Below are 26925 nucleotides of genomic sequence, written 5' to 3' on the forward strand. Positions count from 1 at the left end.
CACTCCTCAGGTGATCAATTGACGGCAGAGATCGACAAAACTATTCGCCCAGCCGGCGAAGATTGCAAAAAGGATCAGCCAGACGACGAACATGAAATGCCAGTAGATGGTGCAAAGCTCCACGCTCAGGCGAACTCTCGCAGCAGGGCCGATCCGGGCGCGGATTGCCGTGCGCCCGAGCACGAAAAGCCCGCCCAATATGTGCAGGCCATGCAATCCGGTGATCATATAGAAGAAGCTGTTCGATGGGTTATCCGCCAGCACATAACCCGCGGACGCCAGTTGCCGCCACGCCAGAACCTGCCCGACAACAAAGAGAACAGCCGCAACAAACGCCACGGCAAGAGCTACGTCCAGCATTTCGCGGCGATCCAGGCGGGCTTCGGTTTTCGCCCATTGCAGCGCTACGCTGCTGGTGGCAAGGGCCACAGTATTCACCCACAGCAACCGGGGGATCGGGATACCCCACCAGTCGGCACCGCCCATGCGCCCGAGATAGGCGCTGATGAACAGCGCAAACAGCGCGCCGACGACGGCAAGGAAGATGCCGAGCCCGAGTTTCGCTATTGACTCCGACGATCCGCGCATCTGCGGCGCATCGCCTGCCAGACCTACCTCCAGCCAGGGCTTGGAGGCCAGTCTCTGCCTTGCCATCCACCAGCCGATGATGCCGCCGATCCCGGCCAGGAAAATGAGAATGGCGCTCATGACAACGCCCTCTCGGAAGGCCCGGCCGCAGCCGGCTGGTTCTGCGGCAGGAAGTCCTCAGCCGCGCCGGGCACGCTGTAGTCATAGGGCCAGCGATAGACGACCGGCAATTCCTTGCCCCAGTTTCCGTGAACCGGCGGCGTTTGCGGGGTCTGCCACTCCAGTGTTGTCGCCCGCCATGGATTGCCGCCAGCCTGTTTGCCCCAGCGCAGGCTCCAGGCGAGATTGAACAGGAACAGAAGCTGGGCAGCGCCGACGACAAGTGCTGCGACGGAGATGAACATGTTCAGCGTATGCGCCGAAGGTGGAATGAAAGCGGTTTCACCCAGTTCGTAATAACGGCGCGGCACACCGATCAGGCCGAGATAATGCATGGGGAAGAAGATGGCATAGGCGCCGATAAAGGTGATCCAGAAATGGATATGCCCCATAGTCGCATTCAGCATGCGGCCGGTGACTTTCGGATACCAGTGGTGGATCGCGCCGAAGATCACCATGATCGGCGCAACCCCCATCACCATATGGAAATGGGCAACGACGAACATGGTATCCGAAAGCGGCACGTCGACGACGACATTGCCCAGGAAGAGGCCGGTCAATCCGCCGTTGACGAATGTGACGATGAAAGCGAGCGCAAACAGCATCGGCAAATTCAGATGGATATCGCCGCGCCAGAGCGTCAGCACCCAATTATAGACCTTGATCGCCGTCGGCACGGCGATGATCAGCGTCGTCGTGGCGAAAAAGAACCCGAAGTTCGGATTCATGCCGCTGACATACATATGATGCGCCCAGACGACGAAGCTCAGCGCCGCGATGATGACGATTGCCCAGACCATCATCCGGTAACCGAAGATGTTCTTGCGCGCATGGGTGCTGATGAGATCAGAAACGATGCCGAAGGCCGGAAGCGCGACGATATAGACTTCCGGATGGCCGAAGAACCAGAACAGATGCTGGAACAGGATCGGACTGCCGCCCCCCTGCTTCAATTGCTCACCCATCTCCACAATGGAAGGCATGAAGAAGCTCGTGCCGAGCAATCGGTCGAACAACATCATGACAGCGGCGACGAAAAGTGCCGGGAAGGCGAGCAGCGCCATGACGGTCGCGGTGAATATGCCCCATATCGTCAGGGGCATTCGCATCAGCGTCATGCCGCGCGTGCGCCCCTGCAGCACCGTGACGACGTAGTTCAGCCCGCCAAGCGTGAAGCCGATGATGAAAAGGATGAGCGACGAGAGCATCAGGATGATGCCCCAGTCGCGCCCGCCAGGCGTTCCCGAAAGCAGGGACTGCGGCGGATAAAGCGTCCAGCCTGCACCCGTTGGCCCGCCGGGCGCGAAAAAACCGGCGACCAGCACGAGGACGGCGAGCAGATAAAGCCAGTAGCTCAGCATGTTCGCATAGGGGAAGACCATGTCTCGCGCGCCGAGCATCAAGGGGATCAGATAATTGCCGAAACCACCGAGAAACAGCGCGGTGAGCAGATAGATCACCATGATCATGCCGTGCATGGTGATGAACTGATAATAATGTTCCGCATCGATGAAGGAGAAATAGCCGGGAAAACCGAGTTGCAGTCGCATCAGCCAGGACAAAACCAATGCCACCATGCCGATTGCCGTTGCAGTCAGGAAGTACTGAATGGCGATGATCTTGGCATCCTGGCTGAAGACATATTTCGTCCACCAGCTTTTCGGATGATAAAGCTCGACATCATCAACTTCAGCGGGCTGGATGACCTGCCCGGCGCCGGACCCAATCTCGACCATATTCCATCCTCCCTCTTCCCCCGATGCTGCTTTTCCCTTCAACGACACATGGCGCTCATCGGGCCGCCGACTTTTCCGCCAATGCCAGCGATTTCGCGAATGTCGGCTGCTGTTGCAGCCAGGCCTGATAGTCAGCCTCGGTATCAACGACGACGGTGCCGCGCATCTGTGGGTGGCCGACGCCGCACAGTTCCGCGCAGAGAACCTCGAAGGTTCCCGTCCGTGTCGGGGTGAACCAGTAATAGGTGACCGAACCGGGGATCATGTCCATCTTGGCCCGGAACTCCGGCACGTAGAAATCATGCACCACGTCAATCGCGCGCAGCAGCATTTTCACCGGCCTGCCGGTGGGCAGATGCAACTCGCCGCCTTCAACGATGACGTCGTCCATTCCGGCCGGGTCGTTCCGGTTCAAACCAAGCGGATTGTCCGACGTAATGGCGCGCGTGTCCGCCCGTCCGAGCCGTCCGTCCGCTCCTGGCAACCGGAAACTCCATTGCCATTGCTGACCGACGACCTCCACCTCGCTGGCGCCGTCCGGCACCGTGACGAACTGTTTCCACACGAAAAGGCCCGGCAGCAGCATCGCGGCCACCCCGATCCCGGTTCCACCCGCCAGCCACCATTCCAGACGCTTGTTTTCGGGCTGGTACGCCGCCCGGTTTCCGGGGCGGTGCCTGAAGCGGAACACGCAATAGGCGACAAACAACACGACGGCCGAGAAAACAAAGCCGGTGATCCAGAAGGTGATGATGATGGTATTGTCGATGTAGCTCCAGTTCGAGGCAATCGGTGTCCACCACCAAGGGCTCAGCAGGTGGAAAGCGATTGACCCCACTACCAGCAGAACGAGAACCACAACGACAGCCATCGTCTCCTCCCCTGACACGGCCGCGACAATTTCTACAATCCTGTCGCGAAACGTATTAGCATTATCTCATGAACAGGTATGGCGAGCAATTGCGGCGCCAACAGCGGCTCGCCCCTCAATCGGCCCAATTCTCCCGATCCGCCCCGGCTCTTCCGCGCGTCATCACGCTACTTGGAATATTGCTTCAGATAGGCGATCAGATTGGTGATATCGGTGTCGTCCTTCAGTCCGGCAAACGCCATTTTCGTGCCCTTCACCTTCGCCTTGGGGTCGTGCAGATAGTCGCGAAGCGACGTCTCGCTCCACACCAGTCCGGCCTTGCCGGCATCCTGCATCGCCTGGGAATAGGCGAAATTCGGATGCGTGCCGGCGGTTCTGCCAAACAGGCCGTTCAGCGAGGGGCCGACCTTGTTCTGGTCCGTTTCGGCGACATGACAAATGCCGCATTTTTTGAAGACCGTGGCGCCTGCAGCAGGGTCACCCTCCTGGGCGTGCGCCTCAAGCGGAAGGGTAATGGCGAAAAGCAGACAGATGGCAGGAAAACGATACGACATGACATCCTCACGCGCTCCATCGCCATCCCGGCCGAGACTGCCCGCGCAAGGCGGGCCGCAACGGCGGGACGGATGATCTACAACTGGATTTCCTTTATGAATTCAGGGCATGCGATTTGGATAAACGGGAACGATCAGTTTTCGATACAGATGCCAGGTCGAATGCCCGAGGACAGGCATGACCACAGCAAGGCCGATGAAAACCGGGATCGTCCCGACGACGAGCAGCGCCGCGACAATCAAGCCCCAAAGTGCAACCGGCACCGGATTGGCAAGCGTGGCGCGGATGCTCGCATCCACGGCCGCGACAGCACCCACATCCCGATCCAGCATCAGCGGAAACGCCACAACAGTTGTCGCCAGCACAATGACCGCAAAAACGAAACCGGCCAGATTGCCCCAGATTATAAGGGAAAGGCCCTGCGAGGTCGTCAGAACATCTGACAGAAATGTTGAGAAAGAGACCGGACCGACCGCTTCGAAAGTCGTGGTATAGATATGCTGCGCAACAATCAGCCAGACGATGAAAAGAGCAAACAGCATAAAGCCGACCGCGAGGATCGACGGCAGCGCCGGAGAGTGGCGAACCTCCAGTGCGTGGCGCCAGGAGGTATCCAGCCCCTGCTCGCGGCGTCGACTGATTTCATATAGACCGATGGCCGCAATGGGGCCGATCAGCGCAAAGCCCGACATCAAGGGATAAATCAGCGGCAATAGATTGGCGCCGGAACTCCACATGACGAGAAAAACACCCGCTATCGGATACATGAGACAGATGAAGACATAGTGCGACGGTTTCTCCCGAAAATCCGCCAGCCCCAACCTCAGAGCATCAACAAGATCCGCAATACCTATCTTCCGGACTTCCGGGCGTGCAAATCCGCCGCTCGCGCCGGCCATGACATGGAATGCCGTCATAGCATCTCTCCTCCTGCGCCATGATCCGGCTGGCGGTGTAAGGACGTGCGGTGACTTTTTACCTATGCGTCAAACCGCAACCGGCTGTTTTAAATCTATCAAATTTTCTCGCCTTTGTCGCCTGTTCTTTAAATTGGGAAAACCACCGACACTACCGGCGAGTTTCCACGCGATGCTGCGAAAAGATGCTTACTGGGTTTGGCGCGCTGGCATGCCATAGCGGAAGAGCCTCCCTGGATGGTGCCGAGCCCCGGCACCTCTGAAACACGCTCTACTTATACGCGCATAAAATATGTATCTGATTTTAGTGCAAAACTCGATCGGATCACGCAGTAATTTAAGAACATTATGTTTTATAAATACTAATAATAAACAACTCTAAAGAATTTAATGCGAGAACCGAAAGTATTAACTCAGTTTTAAATGTTTACCTGATATCACCCGCATATCGCGAAAATTCTTAAGCGGTAAAAATTATTAAGCGCATTCGCACAAGCTAGCGTGGAAAATCCGGGCCCATCATCCGGCTCGAATTGCATGATGCTTTTCCAGCGCAGGTTCACATGAGCCATGTTCTCCACAATTTCGCTTTATTTGCGGATGTCGGACCGTTGTCATCAAGCACGGTGTCTGGCGGCAGATAGGCGTGACCAGTCGCCATTCGGTTCAAAGGACACGTTCATGACTTCAATACTCTCCTCACTGTCTGCTGTGCAGATTTCCAAGCTTTCTACGTCCACAATTGCCAGTCTAACGTCGGAGGATGTGAATGCCCTGGATAGCACCAAGATCAAGGCGCTAACCTCGTCTCAGATCGCCTCTTTGAGCACGGATAGCCTTGCTCTTTTCAGCTCTGAAGACATCCGGGCAATTTCCGCGACCTCCTTCAAGGCACTAACCCTATCCCAGATCGCAAAATTGAGCGCTGCTCAGGTCAGCAGCCTGTCATCGGCTCAGGTCACTGCGCTTTATGCCAGCCAGATCGAAGCGATGTCGAGCGACCAGATCAAGGCTCTTAATTCGGCCCAGATCGCCGGCCTCGGCACAGCCCAGATTGCAGCCCTGGACAGCAGCGACCTCGCAACCTTCTCGACTGACGAGATCAACGCCCTCAGCGTCACCGCCATGGCCAAGCTCTCCACAGCTGCCCTTGCCGGTCTCGGCACCGAAAACGCTGCGGCACTGACCAAGACGCAGATCGCAGCACTCTCTTCGGAACAGCTGAACGCGCTTTCCTCCAACGCCATCGCCACCTTCTCAACCGATGAGATCAAGGCCATCAGCGCCAAGGCCCTCGCCAGCCTCGATGCAACAAAGCTGGGCACTGCCAGCATCGCCGCTCTCAGCAGAGCCCAGGTCGCAGGCCTCTCCACGACGCAGTTCGCGGCACTGTCCAGCGACCAGATCAAGGCCCTCAACTCGGATCAGATCGCCGGCCTCGGCACAGCCCAGATTGCAGCCCTGGACAGCAGCGACCTCGCGACCTTCTCGACTGACGAGATCAAGGCCCTCAGCGTCACCGCCATGGCCAAGCTCTCCACAGCTGCCCTTGCCGGTCTCGGCACCGAAAACGCTGCGGCACTGACCAAGACGCAGATCGCAGCACTCTCTTCGGAACAGCTGAACGCGCTTTCCTCCAACGCCATCGCCACCTTCTCAACCGATGAGATCAAGGCCATCAGCGCCAAGGCCCTCGCCAGCCTCGATGCAACAAAGCTGGGCACTGCCAGCATCGCCGCTCTCAGCAGAGCCCAGGTCGCAGGCCTCTCCACGACGCAGTTCGCGGCACTGTCCAGCGACCAGATCAAGGCCCTCAACTCGGATCAGATCGCCGGCCTCGGCACAGCCCAGATCGCAGCCCTGGACAGCAGCGACCTCGCGGCCTTCTCGACTGACGAGATCAAGGCCCTCAGCGTCACCGCCATGGCCAAGCTCTCCACAGCTGCCCTTGCCGGTCTCGGCACCGAAAACGCTGCGGCACTGACCAAGACGCAGATCGCAGCACTCTCTTCGGAACAGCTGAACGCGCTTTCCTCCAACGCCATCGCCACCTTCTCAACCGATGAGATCAAGGCCATCAGCGCCAAGGCCCTCGCCAGCCTCGATGCAACAAAGCTGGGCACTGCCAGCATCGCCGCTCTCAGCAGAGCCCAGGTCGCAGGCCTCTCCACGACGCAGTTCGCGGCACTGTCCAGCGACCAGATCAAGGCCCTCAACTCGGATCAGATCGCCGGCCTCGGCACAGCCCAGATCGCAGCCCTGGACAGCAGCGACCTCGCGGCCTTCTCGACTGACGAGATCAAGGCCCTCAGCGTCACCGCCATGGCCAAGCTCTCCACAGCTGCCCTTGCCGGTCTCGGCACCGAAAACGCTGCGGCACTGACCAAGACGCAGATCGCAGCACTCTCTTCGGAACAGCTGAACGCGCTTTCCTCCAACGCCATCGCCACCTTCTCAACCGATGAGATCAAGGCCATCAGCGCCAAGGCCCTCGCCAGCCTCGATGCAACAAAGCTGGGCACTGCCAGCATCGCCGCTCTCAGCAGAGCCCAGGTCGCAGGCCTCTCCACGACGCAGTTCGCGGCACTGTCCAGCGACCAGATCAAGGCCCTCAACTCGGATCAGATCGCCGGCCTCGGCACAGCCCAGATCGCAGCCCTGGACAGCAGCGACCTCGCGGCCTTCTCGACTGACGAGATCAAGGCCCTCAGCGTCACCGCCATGGCCAAGCTCTCCACAGCTGCCCTTGCCGGTCTCGGCACCGAAAACGCTGCGGCACTGACCAAGACGCAGATCGCAGCACTCTCTTCGGAACAGCTGAACGCGCTTTCCTCCAACGCCATCGCCACCTTCTCAACCGATGAGATCAAGGCCATCAGCGCCAAGGCCCTCGCCAGCCTCGATGCAACAAAGCTGGGCACTGCCAGCATCGCCGCTCTCAGCAGAGCCCAGGTCGCAGGCCTCTCCACGACGCAGTTCGCGGCACTGTCCAGCGACCAGATCAAGGCCCTCAACTCGGATCAGATCGCCGGCCTCGGCACAGCCCAGATCGCAGCCCTGGACAGCAGCGACCTCGCGGCCTTCTCGACTGACGAGATCAAGGCCCTCAGCGTCACCGCCATGGCCAAGCTCTCCACAGCTGCCCTTGCCGGTCTCGGCACCGAAAACGCTGCGGCACTGACCAAGACGCAGATCGCAGCACTCTCTTCGGAACAGCTGAACGCGCTTTCCTCCAACGCCATCGCCACCTTCTCAACCGATGAGATCAAGGCCATCAGCGCCAAGGCCCTCGCCAGCCTCGATGCAACAAAGCTGGGCACTGCCAGCATCGCCGCTCTCAGCAGAGCCCAGGTCGCAGGCCTCTCCACGACGCAGTTCGCGGCACTGTCCAGCGACCAGATCAAGGCCCTCAACTCGGATCAGATCGCCGGCCTCGGCACAGCCCAGATCGCAGCCCTGGACAGCAGCGACCTCGCGACCTTCTCGAGTAGCGAGATCAAGGCCCTCAGCGTCACCGCCATGGCCAAGCTCTCCACAGCTGCCCTTGCCGGTCTCAGCACCGAAAGCACTGCGGCACTGACCAAAGCGCAGATCGCCGCCATGTCTTCGTCGCATTTCGCGGCCCTGTCCAGCGAACAGATCAAAGCACTTGCCTCTGATCAGATCGCCGGCCTCAGTTCCGCCCAGGTCGCGACCCTGAGCAGCGACGAACTCAAGCTCTTCTCCACCGACGAGATCAAGGCCTTAAGCGCCACAGTCATCGCCAGCCTTTCGACCGCGACCCTTGCCGGTCTCGGCGGCACCAACGCTGCGGCGTTCTCTGCCAAACAGCTAGGGGCAATGAACGATGGACAGGTCGAGGCTGTCATCAAGGCCTACAAGACAGCATAAGACTTGGAGAAAACAGAAAATCTATGACGCGGCAGAGGGCCGCGTCATAGCGCGGATGCATTTTAAATGCAGAATGCAACAGAAAACATCGAGTGTCTGTCGTGGCAAAAATATCCGTCATCATCCCGGCTTTCAACATAGCCAATCTCATCGGCGAGACACTCGATAGTGTTCTGCGCAATGAAACCGACATGGATATCGTCGTCGTTGACGATGCCTCCACCGACAATACCTGCGACATCGTTGAGCAATATGTTGCGCGCCACGCCAATATAAGGCTGATGCGCAACGCAATGAACACTGGGCCGGGCGTTGCTCGCAACAGGGCGCTGGCGACGATCGACAGCGAATATTGCCTGTTTCACGATGCCGACGACATCTTGGGCGCGGGAGCTGTCGATACCGTTCTACCCTTGATGGACAGCACGAATATCGATGTCGCAGCATTCAGATATGATGTGTTGAGAACGGCCGACGGCCCTCCCGGGGAAATGTCGCCCATTGACAAAAATATCTGGGATAATGTCCTCGGCGATCGCGAAAGCGCGATGATCGATCTCGACTCGGCCGCGCAGTTCCTGGTGACGATCAATTACCCCTGGAACAAGATCCTGCGGACATCATTCATCCGCCGAACAAACTGGCACTTCTCGACAGCCAGAATCAACGAAGACATCCTGCCGCATTGGGCAGCCTATATGAATGCCGGGCGCTTTCTGGCCATTAACAGCAGCCTGACGACGCATCGTCTCGTCCCAGGACGTGAGCAGCACACGAGTACTTTCGACGAACGTCGTCTCGAAATGTTCAAAGCGCTGAGAGACGCCGAGAAGCTTTTTGAAGACAGCCCGATCTTCAGGGCAAAATTTTATCCGATCTTCATCATCTTCAAGGCGGGGTTGCTGGAATGGGCAAACCAACAGATGCGGCACGATCTACTCGGCCTTTTCCGGGAACATGTCGCACATTCTTACCAATACTTCACAGATGAAGACTTCCACAGCGTCTATCAAATCAATCCGTCACTCGCTTTGGCAAGCTACAGAATGAAACATTCTCTTCGCTAGAACATGCGAGGCTCCGATGCCAGCAGGATGGCGCCGGAGCGAGCCTTGGGAAATTTCACCTCGCTAAACCACAAGCTTCGTAGAGGTTTAGTCCCGCTCCGCACAAGTAGTCCTGAGTAAACACATCCAGCCACAGGCAAGTTATCTGCGATAGCTAAAAAACGGCCCGTCAACAGGCTGTTTCTACTTTCGAACCCCTCGTCGTCTTGCCGCAGGATGCCATGACCGCCAACCACGCCGCTACTTCAAACGACGATGCTTCCAATGCACTTGATCTCGCGCGGAACCAGCGGCTGAGTCTTCTGGATTTGCTGCGCCTGGCCGAGGCTCTCAATGGCGCAGGTCAACACGACGCTGCTGCGGAACTCTACAAGACATGGGTCGCATTCAACGACAATAGTCCCGCTATCCATCTCGCTTACTTCAACTATGCTGTCGTTCTCAGTCAAGGTGGCGATCCCGTGGGTGCCGTCCAGGCATTCCGCGCCTGCCTGAAAGCCAACCCGGAATTTGCCCCCGGCCACATCAATCTCGGTCGTGTGCTTGAAGATGCGGGGCTTATCGGTCAGGCGGTGGAGCAATGGTCGCACTATGCCGCAGCCACGCACCATATAGACGCCGAGGCGGTCGGACATCGGCATATGATCTTGCAGAATATCGGTCGCGTCCTCGAAGGCGCCGGAAAGTTTGAAGAGGCTGAAAACGCATTGCTGCAGGCGTTCGAGCTGCGGCCGGAATCGCCGGAGGCAGGGCAGCACTGGGCATCGTTGCGGCAGCGCCAGTGCAAGTGGCCGGTGCTTCCGCCGTCAAACCACCTTGCCCCCCGCAAGATGATCGATGCAATTTCGTCTCTGACGTTAAGCTGCTACGCTGACGATCCGATGTTCCAGCTGGCCAAGGCATATCGCTTTAGCAAAACACTCGTCGGCGCATGTCCGGACCTGAGCCGTTTTCCGCGCAGGTCGCCAAAGCAGAAGTCCGGAACCGGTCAGCGCCTGCGCGTCGGCTACCTCTCATCGGATCTTCGCGATCATGCCGTGGGCTTTGCTCTTTGCGAGGTTCTGGAGTTGCATGACAAGAACAGCCTTGAAGTTTTCGCCTATTATTGCGGCAATGTCCGCAATACGGACAGCACGCAGGAGCGAATAAAGGCCGCGGTCCATTGCTGGCGGGATATCAACGGCCTGGATGATGCCACTGCCGCATCGCAAATCATCTCCGACGAAATCGATATACTGATCGACGTGAACGGCTATACCAAGGACGCCCGCGCAAAGATTTTCGCCTATCGCCCTGCGCCTGTCATCGTCAGCTTCTGCGGCTATCCGGGATCGACGGGAAGCCCGTTCCATCAGTATCTGATCTCTGACGGATACATGATCCCGGAAGAAAACGAAATCTATTACTCCGAAAAGGTGCTGCGCATCGCCTGCGACCAGCCGCTGGACCGAAAGCGGTCCATAGCCGCCCGGCCGAGCCGAGCCGAGGTCGGATTGCCAGAGGATGCGTTCGTCTACGCCAGTTTCAATGGCATGCAGAAAATCACGGAAAACTGCTTTGCACGATGGATGACAATCCTGTCACAGACGCCCGGCAGCCTATTGTGGTTGCTGACCGGCGATGACGATGTCAATCAGCGCCTGCGAGACGTCGCGGAAAAAAGCGGTGTCGCGCCGGAACGGCTCGTATTTGCACCGAAGGTCCAGAACCCGCAGCATATTGCCCGTATCGGCGTCGCCGATCTGTTCCTGGATACGTTCCCCTATGGTGCCCACTCCACGGCCGCGGATGCGATAACATCCGGCCTGCCTGTCCTCACCATGTCGGGAAAGACGTTTGCCGCACGCTTCTGCGGCAGCATCGTTACCGCAGCCGGTGTCCCGGAGATGCTTTGCTCTTCGCCGGAAGACTATGTCGCCCGCGCCATCGGTTTCGAACGCGATCGGAAGAGCCTCCTGGAGGTGAGAGAGTCGATCGCCCGGCAGCGCGAAACGAGCGTGTTGCGGGATATTCCTGCTCTGGCGCGACGTCTGGAGGACCTCTTTTGGCAAATGCAGGGCGAATGTGAGCGCGGCGAAACGCCTGTGCCGGATCTCAGCAATCTCGATCTCTACTATGAATTGGGTGCGGAAGCCGTATTGGAAAACATCGAGTTTGAAGATGAACAGAGCTACCGCAAGCGCTATCTGAAAAAGCTCAATCAGCGGCACGACTACGCACCGATCCCATATGATCGTCGCCTCTGGCAGAAGCCAGACAACTGAGCGAGATCGGCTGGCCGAGACACGCGCTCAGCTGCGCTTTTCAATGCAAATTTTACCGCCTACGGGGCGTCATATAAGCAGGATTTATTTTCAATGCGCGCAGACGAAAAAATCATCATCGTAGGCGCCGGCCTTTCTGGAGCGGTCATAGGACGAGAACTCGCACTGGCAGGCCATGCAGTCGAGATCATCGATGCCCGCGACCATATCGCCGGCAATTGCCACACAGAGCGTGACAGCGAGACCGGCGTCATGATCCACGTTTACGGTCCCCATATCTTCCACACCGACGACAGGGAAGTCTGGGATTATGTGAACAGCTTCCAGACTTTCATGCCCTATAAGAACCGCGTCAAAACGACGAGCAGCGAGCGCGTCTATTCCCTGCCGGTCAATCTGCACACAATCAACCAGTTCTTCGGCAAAAACTTCCGGCCCAATGAAGCACGAGCCTTCATCGAGGAAAAGGCGGACAAGTCGATCACCGATCCGCAGACTTTCGAGGAGCAGGCACTGCGCTTCGTCGGCCAGGAACTCTACGAAGCCTTCTTCAAGGGATATACGGAGAAGCAATGGGGCTGCTCGCCGACAGACCTGCCGGCCTCCATCCTGAAACGCCTGCCCGTGCGCTTCAACTATGACGACAACTACTTCTTCCACAAATATCAGGGCATGCCGGAAACCGGCTACACGCACATGATTGAGCGCATTCTCGATCATCCGAACATCACGGTTAAGCTCGGCACACAATTCCGCCGTGCAGAGGCACCAACGTCTAAACACGTCTTCTATTCCGGTCCGCTCGACGGCTATTTCGACTTCGAACTCGGCCGCCTGGCGTACAGAACACTCGACTTCGAGCGCTTCACCTATGACGGCGACTATCAGGGCTGCGCGGTGATGAACTACGGTGACGCCTCAATACCCTTTACCCGCATCACCGAACACAAGCACTTTTCTCCGTGGGAAGAACATACCGGCTCCGTCTGCTACAGGGAGTTCTCCCGCGAATGCGGGCCTGAGGACATCCCTTATTATCCCGTTCGGTTGGTCAAGGACAAGGAACAGCTCGCCGAATATGTGGCGCGTGCCGAGCGGGAAGTGTCGATAACCTTTGTCGGACGACTTGGGACCTATCGTTATCTTGACATGGATGTGACCATTCGCGAGGCGCTTGACACCGCCCGCCTCTATCTCGCCAAGCGATCAGAGGGCAATTCCATGCCAGCATTCCTGCATTCACCCGTCTGATGACCCGATGAAAGGAATATTTGACAGTCGCTTTCGCCAAACTCCGGTTATCACCTTCAAACCGGAAACGGCACGAGGGAGTGGCCAATCACCAATACTTTCAAAAGTCGGACAGATTGATCGTTATGGTGCCGCAACGCCATCCTGCCTGCGGTGATCTGCGGCCAGCACCATGTAGACGGCAGGCACCACGAAGAGCGTGAACAATGTGCCGATGGCAAGCCCCGTGGCAATCACCAAACCCATATTGTAGCGGGCAGCCGCACCAGCGCCGGTGGCCAGTATCAGCGGCACCACGCCCAGAACCATGGCTCCGGTCGTCATAAGGATCGGGCGCAGCCGGATGCCGCAGGCGCCTTCAATCGCCTCGCGCTTGGATTTGCCGGAAGCCTGCAGCGTGTTCGCCACCTCTACGATCAGAATGCCGTGCTTGCTGATCAGTCCCATCAATGTGACCAGCCCGACCTGCGTATAGATGTTCATCGTTGCCCCGCCGATTCCAAGGCTGATGAAAGCCAGTGCGCCCGCTATAGACATGGGCACCGACACAAGAATGATCAGCGGATCGCGGAAACTGTTGAACTGCGCCGATAGCGCCAGAAAAACGATGATGAGTGCAAGAGCGAAAGTGGCGGCCATGCCGCTCGATTCCTGCACAAACTGGCGGGACTGCCCCCCAAAGTCTACCGTGTAGCCCTGCGGCAGCGTCCGCGCCGCGATCGACCTCAGCGTCTCCAGGGCATCACCGACGGCAACGCCCGGCGCGGGCACGCCGGAAACGGTGGCAGAGTTCAACTGCTGGAAATGCGCGACCGATCGTGGGGTTGCCTCAAGCTTCACCGTGGCGATCGCCGAGAGCGGGATCTTCGCACCGTTCACGCTTGCGATCGGGTAGTCCATGATCTGATCGATGGTCTGGCGCGAGCGTTGTTCAACCTGCGGTATGACTTGGTAAGCGCGGTTGTCGATGCTGAAATAGTTGACATAGCCACCACCCAGCATGGAAGCGAGTGATGCTCCCACAGTGCTCATCGGCAGGCCAAGCGCCGATGCCTTGCTACGATCGATCAGGATAGAATATTGCGGATTGTCGACGTAAAGATCCTTCGTCAGGAAGATGAACTCACCGGATTTCTGCGCTTCCTGCAGGACGGAGCTGGATACTTCGTTGAGCTGGTCGAAGCTACCCGTGCTGCCGATGGCGAACTGCACCGGCAAGCCGCTGGCGCCGGGCAGCGGCGGCAACTGGAAGACAACCGCCTGGCCTCCCGCGATTTTCGCCATTTCGGCCTGCACCAGCGGCTGTAACTGGTCTGCCGTTCTTGCACGTTCGTCCCACGGCTTCAGCACCATGCCCTGGAACGATGTGCCCGGTACCTCAACCTGCAGGCTCTTGTCGGTCTCCGGGAAGCTGCGGAAGATCTTGGTGACCTGGTCGGAATTGAGCAGTTTCTGTTGAAGCGTTGCGTTGGGGGCATTGGTCACCTGCGCGGCGAGAAATCCCTGGTCCTCATTGGGGGCCAGTTCGCTCTTGGCGCTTGTGTACAGAAAATAGATGCTGCCAAGCACAATGGCGGCAAATACCAGCGCCACCGGTATCGTATTCAGGCTGCCGTGCAGCAATCGGGTATAGGGTCTATGAATTTCCGAGAAGCGCCGATCGATAAAATCCGAGATACGCTCCTCCCAGCCGCTGCGGTCGGTCAGATGCGGCTTCAGGATGCGCGAGCACATCATCGGCGTCAGGGTCAGCGCGATGATCATGGAAACGGTCACGGCGCCGACGAGCGTGAAGGCGAATTCTGTGAAAAGAGCACCGGTCAGGCCGCCCTGAAAGCCGATCGGTACATAGACGGCGATCAGCACCACAGTCATTGCGAGGATCGGCCCGACCAGCTCGTGAGCGGCAGCCAGTGCTGCCTGCATCGGCGCGGCGCCCTCCTCGATGTGACGGTTGACATTTTCCACGACGATGATGGCGTCATCGACCACAAGGCCGATGGCCAGCACGAAAGCCAGCAGGGTCAGCAGGTTTATTGAAAAGCCAAAGATCAGCATCATCGCGAAGGTGCCGACCAGCGATAGCGGGATGGCGACGATGGGGATGGCAACCGAACGCGGCGAACCGAGAAAGGCGAACACCACGAAAATGACGATCACCAGAGCCTCGACCAGGCTTTTCACCACCTCATCGATCGACTTGGTGACGAAAATACTGGAATCATAGACGATATAGCCTTCGAGCCCTTGTGGCAGCTGTTTCTGAATCTCCGGGAACGCCGCACGCACACCGGCAATCACGTCGAGCAGATTTGCCGTCGGCGCGATCTGGATGCCGATGAAGACACCGGTCTGCGCATCGAAGCTGATCTGGACATCGGGGTTCTGCGACCCGAGTTCGACGGTGGCGATATCCTTCAGGCGCACCGTCGTGCTGCCGATCTGCGTGACCACCATGTCTTTGAACTCGTCGGCCGAATGCAGGTCCGTCCGTGCCGTAAGCACCGTCTGGGTCATCTGACCGCGCGTGGTGCCGATGCCCGAGATGTAGTTGTTGGCCGCAAGTGCATTCCGCACATCCCCAGCTGTCAGCCCGTAAGCCGCGAGCTTGTCGGGCACCAGCCAGGCCCTCAATGCGAAGGTTCTGCCGCCGAGAATTTCGGCGGTCTGAACGCCGTTGACGGCTTGCAACTTGGGCTGGACCACCCGCGTCAGATAGTCGGTGATCTGGTTGCCGGCCAGAACATCGCTGCGAAAGCCGATATACATCGCATCGATCGTCTGGCCGATCGAAACCGTCATGATGGGCTGTTGCGTTCCCGACGGCAATTGATTGATAACCGAGGATACCTTGGCGTTGATTTCCGTCATCGCCGCATCCGCATTGTAATTGAGCCGCAGGTTGACAGTGATGATCGACGTCCCGCTGGTGCTCGACGAGGTCATGTAATCGATGCCGTTGGCCTGGGCGATGGCGTTTTCGAGTGGCGTCGTGATGAAGCCGGCGATCACATCCGGCGCAGCACCCGGATAAGCGGTCGTCACCGTAACCACGGCATTCTGGGTAAGGGGATATTGACGCACCGAGAGCACGCGGGACGACTGGTAGCCGATCACGATGATCAACGCAGTCACCACCAGGGCAAGAACGGGACGCCGGATGAAAATGTCGGTGATGTTCATCGCCGCGCCTCAGTTGGGATTGGCAGGATCTGCGTGGGGATCGTTGGATGGCTGCACCGTATTGTCGATCACCACCGGCGAACCATTGCTCAGTTTCAGCTGGCCGGAGGTCACGACGACGTCACCCGCGCTGACCCCCTTGATCACCGCGATCTGGTCGCCACGCGCCTGTCCTGTGGTGACGAACCTCTGATCGGCCACAAGCTGCGGCTTTCCATCCTCCCCCGCTCCCTTGTCTGTTATTATATAGACGACATTGCCATAGGGATTGATGGTGACAGCGGTCTGCGGCAAGGCGATATAGTTTTGCGGCTCACCGACCACCACCGAGACATTGCCGAACATGCCGGGCAACAGCTTGTGGTCGGAGTTGGAGAAGCTGGCCCGGATCGTGAGGTTGCGGCTCTGGCTGTCCACCAGCGGATTGATCGCCGTGATCTTGCCGGAGAAGGTTTGGCTGCCATAGGCATCAATTGTTACGTTTATATCCTGCCCGACCTTTACCTGCGACAGAACCTGCTGCGGCATCGAAAAGTCGAATTGTATCGGGTCGAGCGACTGCAAGGTGACGACAGGGGTTCCTGCAGCAAGATATTGGCCAAGGCTGACAAGTTTGATGCCAAGGCGCCCGTCGAAAGGCGCTCGAATTGAATATTGATCGATCAATGCCTGTTGTGCCAGGACCTGTGCCTGCGCGGATCTCAAGACCGCCAAATTGCTATCGACTTGGCTTTGCGCAATGGTGCTGGCCGCGATCAACCTGGTATCGCGGTCATGGGCAATTTGCGCGTTCGCCTCCGTCGCCTGATATTGTCGAAGCAGAGCAATCTGCTGGTCGGCAAGCAGTTGCACGACCAGATCACCTTTTTTGACGTCTTGACCATCCTGAAAGGCGACCTCCTGCACGATGCCCTGAACCTGCGGCGAAAGGCTGGCGCCCTCAACGGCGTTGAAGCTGCCTACCGATTGCAGCGTCGTCTGCCATGGGCTCATCGCGGCCGTGATCGTCGAGACGATCTGCGGCGGCGCCTTGAGATTGGCAAGATATGTCGCGATTGCGCGGTTCTTGAACGCCTGAAAACCGAATATCCCCCCGAGAATCAGGCCTATGACGATCAGCATGACCACCATGCGTTTTATCATGATTGCCAGTACTCCTGTTCAGAGACGAGTCGATACGAAGTTTGATTGGCGCTGGCGCTGACGCAGCAAACCGCAGCATTTCCCGCGGGGGCGGTTGTAAAACCATCGCCCCCTGCGTCCAGTGCGCCCATGCGGGTTGATCGTGATATGAATTGGCGGCGTCGCATCGGAAAGCGTGACCTGGCGGCAACTCCGAACCGCCGAAGGCAATTTTGACAGCGCCGTGCCTGGGATATGTGTGATCCCTCTGCCGGCCATCTTCAAGCAAACCGGATCGATCAAGCGCATGGGCCTGCCTCTATTTCCGATTGAGCACGCGCTCCCTCGAACATATTCACAATAACTGATTTATTGTGCCGGGGCTACATCGAAGAGCGCTGGAGCATTTCCAGCAAAGAAGCTTCCGGCGCGTGAATGGAGGACCGTTTTTCCATCAACACTCAGGGAATTCATTGATACGGCGCTTCGACATCAGCGGATCAGATATCCGCTCATCCCTTTGAGGTGAAACTCGATCCATAATTTAAAATTCGCGTAGAGCGTCGACCTTAGGCGCTCTTTTTATTCCAAAGAAACGAGCGCGCCATAAGACAATTGGGTCAAACAGGTAAACATTGAAACGCAGAGACTTGATGTTGACGATATCTTTTGACCAATAGGAAATAACTACACACTCGAGGACACGCCAACCCCATTGTCATCACCCACGAACTGAACAGCGCTCTTGCTCAGCAAGTCTAGAGCCGCTTATCTATTGGACAAGGATTTAGCCGGTTTGATCGCCGTGTGGCTTATTGCGACTGCTGGAAACACAAAAGCCGCCCTTGGGGGCGGCTTTTAATGGATGCTGTACTATTTGGTTGCGGGGGCACGCAACTACCGATGCCGACATTCAGTACAAGTTGCGATTTGACGCTGTGAAAGCTGCTCATATTCAACCACGCAGAGCCACAAGCTGGCTGTTCGGCCCATCGCTCCTCACAACCAGGCGTTCGTTGTTCGAGACAAGATAGGCTAATGGTCGCGTCAGGTTAAACGGAAAAAGCACAGACAGAGATTGCAGACCTAGAATCGCTAACGGCTTGCCCGCGTTACGCACGGCCGCTTCGATCAGCCACACCGTAAGTTCGTCGTTTTCCACAACGGCGGGAACAAGGCGGAGGACACGTTTGCCCTTTTCAACTCGCTCCACGGCACCCCAAGCAGCCTGGCTCTGAATGACCATATTGGTCATTCTGTAAGTTCCTTCGCGTTCGCCATAGGCTTCGCTCATCCGCCGGTGAATTTCGGCTGACGCGCAATCTCCTTGAAGGGCGGACAAGCGCCCGATCAGCTCGGCAACCTTACCGAAAAAGGGATAGGTGGCGATGGCCATACCCCAATGCATTGCTGTCAGGGGCACGTCCGGGTGCGCCTTGAAGATCTCCGCACCACGATCCGCAAAGCCCACCAACTCAACACGTGGGTCCAGCCACAGGCGTTTCAACACCGTGCGTGTCTTCGTTCGCGCGGCGGCGCCCAAACCGGCGTCATCCAGCAATAACTCTAGGTCTTCCAGCTTCGCTGTACCGGCGCGAACTTTCAGGGCGGTCGTTGCCCATTCGACAGCGATGAACCGATCAAATCCTATTCGTGGAGCCAACGTCATCATTCAAAGCTCACCCAGTAACACTCACATCTGAGACCCTCACGAAGGGGACGACCAGTTCCTCGACCGAGACGCCACCATGGACGACCACCTGCTCACCGTTCGGAACGAAGGCAGTGCGCCCGCCAGCGAAGAGTGGTTTCAAGTTCGCTGGCAACCCGGCGATATCCAGGGCGACAGTACCCGGATAGATCACCGCGGACTCGGCGCGCAACGCGTCGCTACGATAAACCCGCACGCGCTCGCCACGTGTTTCTGCGATTACTCCTTGATTGGGCCGACCTATGCCGATAGCATCGACATTGCCGTGATCCGCGGTGACGTAGATGCTGAAACCCTCGCTTAGCAGGAAGGCAAACAGGCGTTCAACAAAGCCGGAGCCGAGCCAGCGCCCGATCCACAGTGCTACATCTTCCTTGGACCGCTCTTTGTGAAGCCGTTCATCCACCTCATCGATCACCAGCCCCAAGACATTGGGCTTGCGGTCCGCAATGTCGGCTTCCAAGGTATCCAGTTGCTCGACCTGATGCAGCGCGCGCTTATACATCACCTCGCGGGAAGTGATACCGCCTTCGTTTTGCCAGAACAGCTTCCACAAGGCTTCTTCCTTGTTGGTGTGGTCTATCGAATCGTCGAACTCACGCGGTCTCAAACCGGAGAACAGCGCCTGACGGGACACCGATGTCACCGTGGGCAGCCACGCAAAGGCGGTGTTCTCGTCGAACGCGAAAGGCTGCTGGGTGGCGATCAGATGCTCCCTGATCCGTACCCATTGATCGAAGGCCAACCCATCGAACACCAGAAGGGCTACCTTGGCTTCGCCGGCGCTACGGCGCTGCCGCAGGAAGCGCGGCACGTGATGCACCATCACCGGGCCTTTGATTGCCGGTTGCAGGATCAGGTCGGCGTAGTGGCCGGCGGCAATCCACGCCTGCAACCGCTCGTCGGTCAGCACCTGGATCGCCTTAATGCGCTCCTGGATCGCGACCATCCGTTCGCCAGCATCCTTTTTCGGCAAATCATGAACCCGGCTAAGCATCTCGCCATAGCGTTTGGCGAAGTCGCCCCAGAGCTTATGCGGGGCGTCCGCTTCCGGCACAGCTGCGGCAAGCGCCTCGATGCCCTTTTCCGCCAGCGCGAATTGCGACCAAACATCCTCGACAATGCCTGCTTTGATCCAGCCCGGTATGGCGGTTGGAACGTCGGATACCGCCAGCGGATGCAAGCTGCCGTCGAGGAACATCGAGTCGATGATGGCGCGCACGTCGGTGTGATCGAAGGGAATCTCGATCGCTGTGCCGATCTCGCCTGCGCCGAAATGCGGCGGATCGGGCTCGGACATACGCCTGCCTTCCAGCTTCAGCTTTTCCAGATAGAGATACCAGGCGTCCTGCACCACGCGCAGCAGCGCGCTCCTGGATGACAGCCACTCCGCAATCGGATGGCCGACGAGCAAGCCTCTGCCGCGCAGGATGGCCGCCACATGCTCAGCGAACGTCTCCGGCAAGGCGCGGCCTGCGAAGTGCAGCCGCAGCACTTCGCGCCAAAAGTCCACAGACGCGCGGATGGATCGCGGCGTCAACTGAAAGACATGTTCAAGAATGAAATCCTTCGACTCGCTTTCACCGCGCGCCGACTGCAACTCGGTCTGATGGGCGTCGAACAGCATTTCCAATCGTTCCGGTTCCACCTGCCGCACGGCGCTATAGGCCAGTTTGGGGAACAACTCGGCAAGATTCAGCCGTACCGATGGGCGGGCGTTATGCACGATGTCCCACGGCAGATCGTTCGCGTTGTCGTGCCGCAGATGCACGATTAGCGCCGGAGATGGCGGCTGCTCGTTGGCATCCCACGCTGCGCGATACCGTTCCTCATACTCCGCGCGGAATCCGAACGGATCGTCGTATCCCATCACCTCGAAGCCACGGGCGCGCAGTTCCGACAGCAGCTTCTCGTCCAGCAGCACGCCGTCTGGATCGCAGGCCACCCACAACCGGGAAAGATCGGCCGTGAAAGAGCCAAGAATGCGCTGATGCCATTGGCTCATGACGCACGCTCGCTGGTCTTGCCGGCTGTGGCGTCGACCCGTACCATCGCCACGGCATTCAGCTCCGGCACGCTGGATTTCATATCGTCCAGCGCGGCCAGACGTGCCTCGTGCTCGGATTGCAGGCGGCGGCGGCGGAACTGGCGCACGGCCGGCAGGCCGATGCGCCCGATGGCCTGATTGTAAGCGTCGAAGGCGTAGGTGGCGCGATCCCGCTCTTCCTTGATACGGGCGCGATGTTCGTCCGCCAGCGCCGCGAACAGGGCTTCACCCTGCGCGCCGGCCACCGCGAACGATGCCTCGAACCAGCCCACCGAAGCCTCCGCGTCCGCCACGGACTGCACGGATACGGTTTCGGTCAGCAGTAAATCCCAAACCCGCTTGGCGGTAGGCACGAAGGGGCGGCCTTCGTCATTGATGAAGACCGGCAGGAAGCGCTTGCGGTTCGCACCCGGCGCCGCCAGCCCGATCTCCCACAGCGACCAGATACCGTTGACCGAGTCGGGCAGGCCCGTCACCCGGATCACCGGCAGAGGCTGGCCCGCAACGAAGCGCGGCACGTCACTGATGATCGCCCGCGCGCGCGGATCTTCCATCGTCAGCCATTCCGCCGCCGGGTTTTCGCCTGCTGCGCGAGCGTCGAAGCAGGCCTGTGGCGTCTCGGCGCCATCAGCCCAGCGCACGTGCCAGAGGTTGCCATCTTGGGTCGCCGATCCGCCGCGTACTGCCAGCCCGTTGACGACGGCGCGTTCCAGCCAGAATTGAGCCGGGTGGTCACGCCACTTGCGCGCCTGGTCCGCATCGAGATCGTGCGGCACGGCCAGCAGATCGCTGTTCCGATTCGATTCCGCCAGCGTGGTCCGCAACTGTGAGACCACGCTGGCGCATTCGCGCTCGATGGATTCGGGATGCTGGAGGCTCTGCACGAACAGTTCGTCGAACACCGGCTCCACTTCCGCCGAGTCCATGACGTCCGCGGCCTTGTCCACGCCGAACTCCTCGGCGATGACGGCGAGCTTCTCCTCCAGCACCTGCCGGACACGGTGTTCCACCGTGTCTTCCAGCACGAAATTCAACGCCCGCACGACATGCTTCTGACCGATACGATCCACGCGGCCGATGCGCTGCTCAATGCGCATCGGGTTCCACGGCATGTCGAAATTGACGATGACGTGGCAGAATTGAAGGTTCAAACCTTCGCCGCCCGCGTCGGTGGAAATCAGCACGCGAGCGTCCCCTGCGAAAGTCTGCAAAGTCCGGGTGCGGGCTTCCATGTCCATGCCGCCGTTGAGCGTGGCGACCGTGAAGCCCCGGCTTTCCAGATAGTCTGCCAGCATCGCCTGCGTGGGCACGAACTCGGTGAACACCAGCACCTTCAGCGCCGGGTCTCCTTCTTCCTGTTGCAGCTTGTAGATCAGCTCCAGCAGGCTTTCGGCCTTGGCGTCCGTGCCGGCGGCCTCGGTGGAGCGCGCCAGCGCCAGTAGCATCTCGACCTCGACCTTCTCCAGCTCAAGACCATTGGCTTGCAGCGCCAGGTCTACCTGCGCCTCACCGTCGAGATCGGCCCATTCTTCCGGGCTGAGCGTGTCGAACAGGCGCGCTTGGGTCGGCGGCGTGTCCAGCACCGCCTGGCGCTTTTCCAGCGTGGCGCGGATCGCGGCGGTGCTGGATGTCACCAGTCGCTGCATCAGGATCATCAGAAAGCCGACATGGCGCTGCTTGGCCGCCAGAGCCTGGTTGTAGCCATGGCGCACGTATTCGGTGACGGCTTCGTACAACTGCTGCTGCGCCGCGTGCCGAGCCTGCCAGGCGACAGCGTGCAAGCGCGTGAGCCTGGGTCGGAACAGCGGCTGGCCTTCTGCATTGATCGCAGCGCGCTTCTCGGTGCGGATCACGAAGGGCTGTACGCGCTCGCGGCTGACGCTGCTTTCGTCGGGGAAGGCGTCCCGGTCCAGCAACTGCATCAGGCGCATGAACTGGTCGGTCTTGCCCTGGTGCGGCGTGGCCGACAGCAGCAGCAGATAAGGTGTGGCTTCCGCCAGCGCTGCGCCGAGCTTGTAGCGCGCCACCTGTTCGGTGCTGCCGCCCATGCGGTGTGCTTCGTCGATGATGACCAGATCCCAGGCCGCTGACACCAGATCCTCGAAGCGGTCGCGGTTGTAGGTCTGGATCTGATCCAGGCTCCAGCCGCGCCGCGATTCCAGCGGCTTCACCGAATCCAGCGCGCAGATCACCTGGTCGTGCATTCGCCACGCATTGTCTTCGGCGCTGTCCCCGCGCCATTGCCGCAGGGCCGCCAGCGATGAGGGATCTACGAAGTGGAGCGGCTCGCCGAAATGCTGGCGCATCTCCGCCTGCCATTGCCGTACCAGCCCTTTGGGCGCGACCACCAATATGCGCTTGGCGCGGCCACGCAGTTTCAGCTCGCGCAAGACCAAGCCCGCCTCGATTGTCTTGCCCAGCCCCACTTCGTCGGCGAGCAGATAACGGATACGGTCCTGCCCGACGGCGCGGTTCAGCGCGTAGAGCTGGTGCGGCAGCGGGATGACGCTCGACTGGATCGGCGCGAGCAGCAGATTGTCTTCGAGCGCGTCCTGCAATTTGGCCGCCGCCGTGGCGTGGAGAATCTGCTCCACCGTGGGCCGCACGCTGGAAAGGACCGTCAAGTCTGCCGTTCGTGCGCGCAGCACCGCGTCTTTCGCCGGCAACCACACGCGGTAAGCCGCTTCACCCCACAGCGCCAGCCGCTCGATAACGCGGCAGGGCGTAGCCTGCCGCGTGTGCCAGCACCAATCGCCGATGTCGAAGCCGCCCCTCGTCACGAATTACGCCCCGTCTTCAGTGCGCGTCAGCGCCATGTCGTAGAGGGTGAGCAGCCGCTCATCTTCTTGGAGGGTTTCTTCCGGCAGCTTGTGGGCGATGCCGAGGATGGTGGCGTAATCCTTGGCGGCCCACGCCGCGCTGAAGCCGGCGCGAAGGACCTCCAGCCGCGATTCCTTGATCTTGCGGCCGGCGAACGTTTTGTAAGTCTCGAACTCCTTGAGCAGCGCCCTTTCGCGTTTCTTCTCCAAGTCCTGTGCTTTGTTCGGATCGGGCACATACCAGCGATCCTGCGCACGGGCATTGAGGCGCGGATCGGTTTTTTCCAGGCTGCGCAAGTCGTGATAGTTGGTCGAGAGATAGCGGTGAATTTGGCTGGGCACTTCACCCGCGCCGTCGAAGCGTAGGAAGTTGGCTTCCAGAAGTGCCGCGAGTTCCGGTCGCGTCTCGTGCTTCTTCCAGCCCGCGCCTAGTTGCCTGATAAACTCCGGGTGGATGTCCTGATAGGTAGACGGCCGCGCCCGCAGGAAGTCCGCCACCCAATCGATGGCGCTGCGCTCGTCGGAGACGAACAGTTCCATCTGCGGCGCCTGTACAGTCTGCGCGCGCTTCTTGTCATATTCCGTCACTTGGTCGGGCAAGAAGACCATGCCGTCGCGTTCGGGGAAACGGCTGCGTAAGCCGGAAAGAAACTCATCGCTGGACAGCGGCACGGGCGCACCATGGCGCACGAACCATGCGACCAGCCGGTCGTAGATGCGGCGGGGGTCGCGCTCAACAATGAATTCCAGTTCCGCGTCTTTCAGCTTTGTGACGGAGAGATGGCGGAGGTGGGTCTGCACAAAGTCCCACGCCGATTCCGGCGTCGCACCGCTCTTCTTAAATCTGTCTTCCAGCCCCCCGTTCGGCTTATAGGCGGAGATCACCAGATCCTGCTTCACGGCGGTGGTGGATGTTACCTGCCGGTAGCTGCCCTGTACCTTGTCCAGCGCCGTGACCTCCGCCACGACGAAGCCCGCCTGCTGCAAGGCGACCTGAATGGCGTTCCATACCGCAGCCTTGCTGTTGGAAAACACCACCGTCATCCAGCGGCCGGGCTTTAACACACGCTGATATTCTGCGAAGCAACTCTGCATCAGATGCTGATATTCGGGCAGCGCCTTTTTCTTGAACTTGTCAATAATCGCTTCCGGTTTGGCGTCGGTTATTACCCCGTGCCACGATTCAACAAGAAAATTTAGATCAGAATAGTAGATGTTCTCACCAAATGGTGGGTCGGTAAAAATATAATCGACGCAATCATTAGGAAGCGGCAACAATGCCGCCGTTCCCGTTGTGAGAGCGACGTTTGCTTCTCGCAGATAGAAGGCTTGAAAGGTATCCGAAAGTCTCTTCAGTCGATTAGCATAGGCAGTAAATGGTGAAGCCTCCGAAATCAACGAAGGGATATAATAAACACCGGTCATTGGATTATACGGGAAAGATACTTCTGGACGATAACGATTTTGGATCGACAAATTGATAATGTGGCTATCGAACCAGAAGCGCATCATCAAGCGAAGCCTCTGGTCTGAGATTTTTCCTATTTTTTGCCATAGACGCGCCAAGTATTGCGTAGCCCGTGGAAGATAGAAATGGTTGAGGTGGGTCACGCCCGCCTCATCCATCCTTGCTCTTTCATGCGTCATATGCATTGGCGGTATCTCGATCGATGGCACGTCGTCTGTGACTTGCATCTCCGAGACCTTTTGGATGAGTGCCAGATCGTCCATGTCTGGCTTTTTGGTGTACTTCCGAGATCCAATCTTATAGGTGATCTGAACTGGCACTCTTTTGGGCTGAGAAACGACGGTCGAATTGGCACGATCGGGCACGCTTATGTAGATGCGCTCCATCTTCTTCTTGGTGAGTTCCGCACTGCAATGCGGGCAGATGGAATTTGCACGAACCTTTGACGCCTCCACGTCATAATAGACTTCAAAGAAGTTTATTTCGCCAGCGCACTCCGGGCATGAATACACTTCACTCCAGACCGTTTCTTCAATTATTCCGATTGTTTTCTGATCTGTATGCTTTGTCTCATACATCCAGCCGCAATCGTGCTCGACCTCTGAAAGGACCTGCTTACCCGCCTTGGCGAAAGCATCGACATCGAAGGGGATATTGTAGTTCGCGCCGATGAAAGTCGCTGCCGGCGACAGGTCGTTCAGCACGGCGCGACGCGCGCCCCATTTGGGCGCGGCGCGTCCTTCCTTCTTCCATGCCATTTCCAGTTCGTGCCGGTAGCCGGATGAAGCCGTGCCGCACCAATGCGCGGCCACGCCGGTCATGCCCGAACCGGCAAAGCCGTCCAGCACCACATCGCCCGGCTGGGTGTAGTGCAGGATCGACGGCACGATGGCCAGGTGCGGCACCTTAGTATGGTAGCTGTGCGCCTTGTAGATGGCGTCGGTCTTGCCCACGCTCACGTCGATCGCCAGCGGCTCGCGGCTGTATTTCACCGCCGGATCGTAGGGCTTGCCGTAATGTGCCACGAACTCCGCCAGCCACGGGTTCGGGCAGGCGGTGTAATAGGGCGGATCGGACATGGCGAGAATCGCGGCGTTCGACCCTTTCGGAAAACCATCCTGCTTGCGGAACCCTGGATCTTCCAGCTTCTCTGCCAGCAGATTTAGGAAATGCTCCCGCCGCGCGTCATCACTAGCAAAAGTTTGGCCGAGGCATTCGACGGGACCGCTCTTCCCACTGCGATGGTTGTCCAATAGATCGTTCATATCAGTCTATC

15 protein-coding genes are annotated in these 26925 nt (G+C 58.7%); 4 read left to right on the forward strand and 11 right to left on the reverse strand.

Annotation, left to right across the window (positions count from 1 at the left end):
• Positions 1 to 6: 6 nt before the first annotated feature.
• The 5 genes from JZY08_RS11795 to JZY08_RS11815 all read right to left on the reverse strand — a co-directional run bounded on the left by JZY08_RS11795 (position 7) and on the right by JZY08_RS11815 (position 4826).
• Positions 7 to 708 (reverse strand): cytochrome c oxidase subunit 3, encoded by a 702-nt coding sequence (locus JZY08_RS11795; protein ID WP_216330237.1) that lies wholly within the window; start codon positions 706 to 708, stop codon positions 7 to 9.
• On the reverse strand, positions 705 to 2483 hold the full coding sequence (locus JZY08_RS11800; RefSeq protein ID WP_216330238.1) for a cbb3-type cytochrome c oxidase subunit I: 1779 nt from the start codon (positions 2481 to 2483) through the stop codon (positions 705 to 707). The genes JZY08_RS11795 and JZY08_RS11800 overlap by 4 nt, the downstream gene beginning before the upstream one ends.
• A 55-nt stretch (positions 2484 to 2538) precedes the next feature.
• Positions 2539 to 3354, reverse strand: coding sequence for a cytochrome c oxidase subunit II (locus tag JZY08_RS11805; protein WP_216330239.1), 816 nt, complete (start codon positions 3352 to 3354; stop codon positions 2539 to 2541).
• Positions 3355 to 3521: 167 nt separating this feature from the next.
• Entirely contained in the window at positions 3522 to 3908 is a 387-nt protein-coding gene (locus JZY08_RS11810) for a cytochrome c family protein (protein ID WP_216330240.1), read from the reverse strand.
• Between the two features lie 102 nt (positions 3909 to 4010).
• Positions 4011 to 4826: a DUF2189 domain-containing protein gene (locus JZY08_RS11815; RefSeq protein WP_216330241.1), complete on the reverse strand. Its 816-nt coding sequence runs from the start codon at positions 4824 to 4826 to the stop codon at positions 4011 to 4013.
• A 918-nt stretch (positions 4827 to 5744) separates the two neighbouring features.
• Here JZY08_RS11815 and JZY08_RS27575 point away from each other — a divergent pair.
• The 4 genes from JZY08_RS27575 to glf all read left to right on the forward strand — a co-directional run bounded on the left by JZY08_RS27575 (position 5745) and on the right by glf (position 13299).
• Positions 5745 to 8717, forward strand: coding sequence for an ice nucleation-like protein (locus tag JZY08_RS27575; protein ID WP_253204018.1), 2973 nt, complete (start codon positions 5745 to 5747; stop codon positions 8715 to 8717).
• A gap of 101 nt (positions 8718 to 8818) precedes the next feature.
• A complete protein-coding gene (locus JZY08_RS11825) occupies positions 8819 to 9784 on the forward strand; it encodes a glycosyltransferase family 2 protein (protein ID WP_216330242.1) in 966 nt (321 codons plus the stop codon).
• A 221-nt stretch (positions 9785 to 10005) separates the two neighbouring features.
• On the forward strand, positions 10006 to 12048 hold the full coding sequence (locus JZY08_RS11830) for a tetratricopeptide repeat protein (protein ID WP_216330243.1): 2043 nt from the start codon (positions 10006 to 10008) through the stop codon (positions 12046 to 12048).
• A gap of 93 nt (positions 12049 to 12141) precedes the next feature.
• On the forward strand, positions 12142 to 13299 hold the full coding sequence (gene glf / locus JZY08_RS11835) for a UDP-galactopyranose mutase (RefSeq protein WP_003498738.1): 1158 nt from the start codon (positions 12142 to 12144) through the stop codon (positions 13297 to 13299).
• Positions 13300 to 13422: 123 nt separating this feature from the next.
• On the opposite strand, the gene JZY08_RS11840 is transcribed toward glf, so the two are convergent.
• The 6 genes from JZY08_RS11840 to JZY08_RS11865 form a co-directional block, all read right to left on the reverse strand.
• On the reverse strand, positions 13423 to 16482 hold the full coding sequence (locus tag JZY08_RS11840; RefSeq protein ID WP_216330244.1) for an efflux RND transporter permease subunit: 3060 nt from the start codon (positions 16480 to 16482) through the stop codon (positions 13423 to 13425).
• A 9-nt stretch (positions 16483 to 16491) separates the two neighbouring features.
• Positions 16492 to 17625: an efflux RND transporter periplasmic adaptor subunit gene (locus JZY08_RS11845; protein WP_216330245.1), complete on the reverse strand. Its 1134-nt coding sequence runs from the start codon at positions 17623 to 17625 to the stop codon at positions 16492 to 16494.
• Positions 17626 to 18559: 934 nt separating this feature from the next.
• Positions 18560 to 19276, reverse strand: a complete 717-nt coding sequence (locus JZY08_RS11850) for a hypothetical protein (protein WP_216330246.1) — start codon at positions 19274 to 19276, stop codon at positions 18560 to 18562.
• A 7-nt stretch (positions 19277 to 19283) separates the two neighbouring features.
• Complete coding sequence (gene pglZ / locus JZY08_RS11855) at positions 19284 to 21320, reverse strand: BREX-3 system phosphatase PglZ (RefSeq protein ID WP_216330247.1); 2037 nt, start codon at positions 21318 to 21320, stop codon at positions 19284 to 19286.
• On the reverse strand, positions 21317 to 24142 hold the full coding sequence (locus JZY08_RS11860; RefSeq protein ID WP_216330248.1) for a helicase-related protein: 2826 nt from the start codon (positions 24140 to 24142) through the stop codon (positions 21317 to 21319). The genes pglZ and JZY08_RS11860 overlap by 4 nt, the downstream gene beginning before the upstream one ends.
• Positions 24143 to 24145: 3 nt before the next feature.
• Complete coding sequence (locus JZY08_RS11865) at positions 24146 to 26914, reverse strand: DNA methyltransferase (protein WP_216330249.1); 2769 nt, start codon at positions 26912 to 26914, stop codon at positions 24146 to 24148.
• Positions 26915 to 26925: the final 11 nt, after the last annotated feature.

The organism is Rhizobium sp. X9, from assembly GCF_018873185.1.
Lineage (GTDB): Bacteria > Pseudomonadota > Alphaproteobacteria > Rhizobiales > Rhizobiaceae > Agrobacterium > Agrobacterium oryzihabitans.

What these genes read in the sequence shown, in the direction of transcription:
- JZY08_RS11815 (WP_216330241.1), bottom strand. Translation starts at nt 4,826, where the DNA reads ATGACGGCATTCCATGTCATGGCCGGCGCGAGCGGCGGATTTGCACGC.
- JZY08_RS11840 (WP_216330244.1), bottom strand. Translation starts at nt 16,482, where the DNA reads ATGAACATCACCGACATTTTCATCCGGCGTCCCGTTCTTGCCCTGGTG.
- JZY08_RS11795 (WP_216330237.1), bottom strand. Translation starts at nt 708, where the DNA reads ATGAGCGCCATTCTCATTTTCCTGGCCGGGATCGGCGGCATCATCGGC.
- JZY08_RS11805 (WP_216330239.1), bottom strand. Translation starts at nt 3,354, where the DNA reads ATGGCTGTCGTTGTGGTTCTCGTTCTGCTGGTAGTGGGGTCAATCGCT.
- JZY08_RS11810 (WP_216330240.1), bottom strand. Translation starts at nt 3,908, where the DNA reads ATGTCGTATCGTTTTCCTGCCATCTGTCTGCTTTTCGCCATTACCCTT.
- pglZ (WP_216330247.1), bottom strand. Translation starts at nt 21,320, where the DNA reads ATGAGCCAATGGCATCAGCGCATTCTTGGCTCTTTCACGGCCGATCTT.
- JZY08_RS11850 (WP_216330246.1), bottom strand. Translation starts at nt 19,276, where the DNA reads ATGATGACGTTGGCTCCACGAATAGGATTTGATCGGTTCATCGCTGTC.
- JZY08_RS11830 (WP_216330243.1), top strand. Translation starts at nt 10,006, where the DNA reads ATGACCGCCAACCACGCCGCTACTTCAAACGACGATGCTTCCAATGCA.
- JZY08_RS11865 (WP_216330249.1), bottom strand. Translation starts at nt 26,914, where the DNA reads ATGAACGATCTATTGGACAACCATCGCAGTGGGAAGAGCGGTCCCGTC.
- JZY08_RS11800 (WP_216330238.1), bottom strand. Translation starts at nt 2,483, where the DNA reads ATGGTCGAGATTGGGTCCGGCGCCGGGCAGGTCATCCAGCCCGCTGAA.
- glf (WP_003498738.1), top strand. Translation starts at nt 12,142, where the DNA reads ATGCGCGCAGACGAAAAAATCATCATCGTAGGCGCCGGCCTTTCTGGA.
- JZY08_RS11845 (WP_216330245.1), bottom strand. Translation starts at nt 17,625, where the DNA reads ATGATAAAACGCATGGTGGTCATGCTGATCGTCATAGGCCTGATTCTC.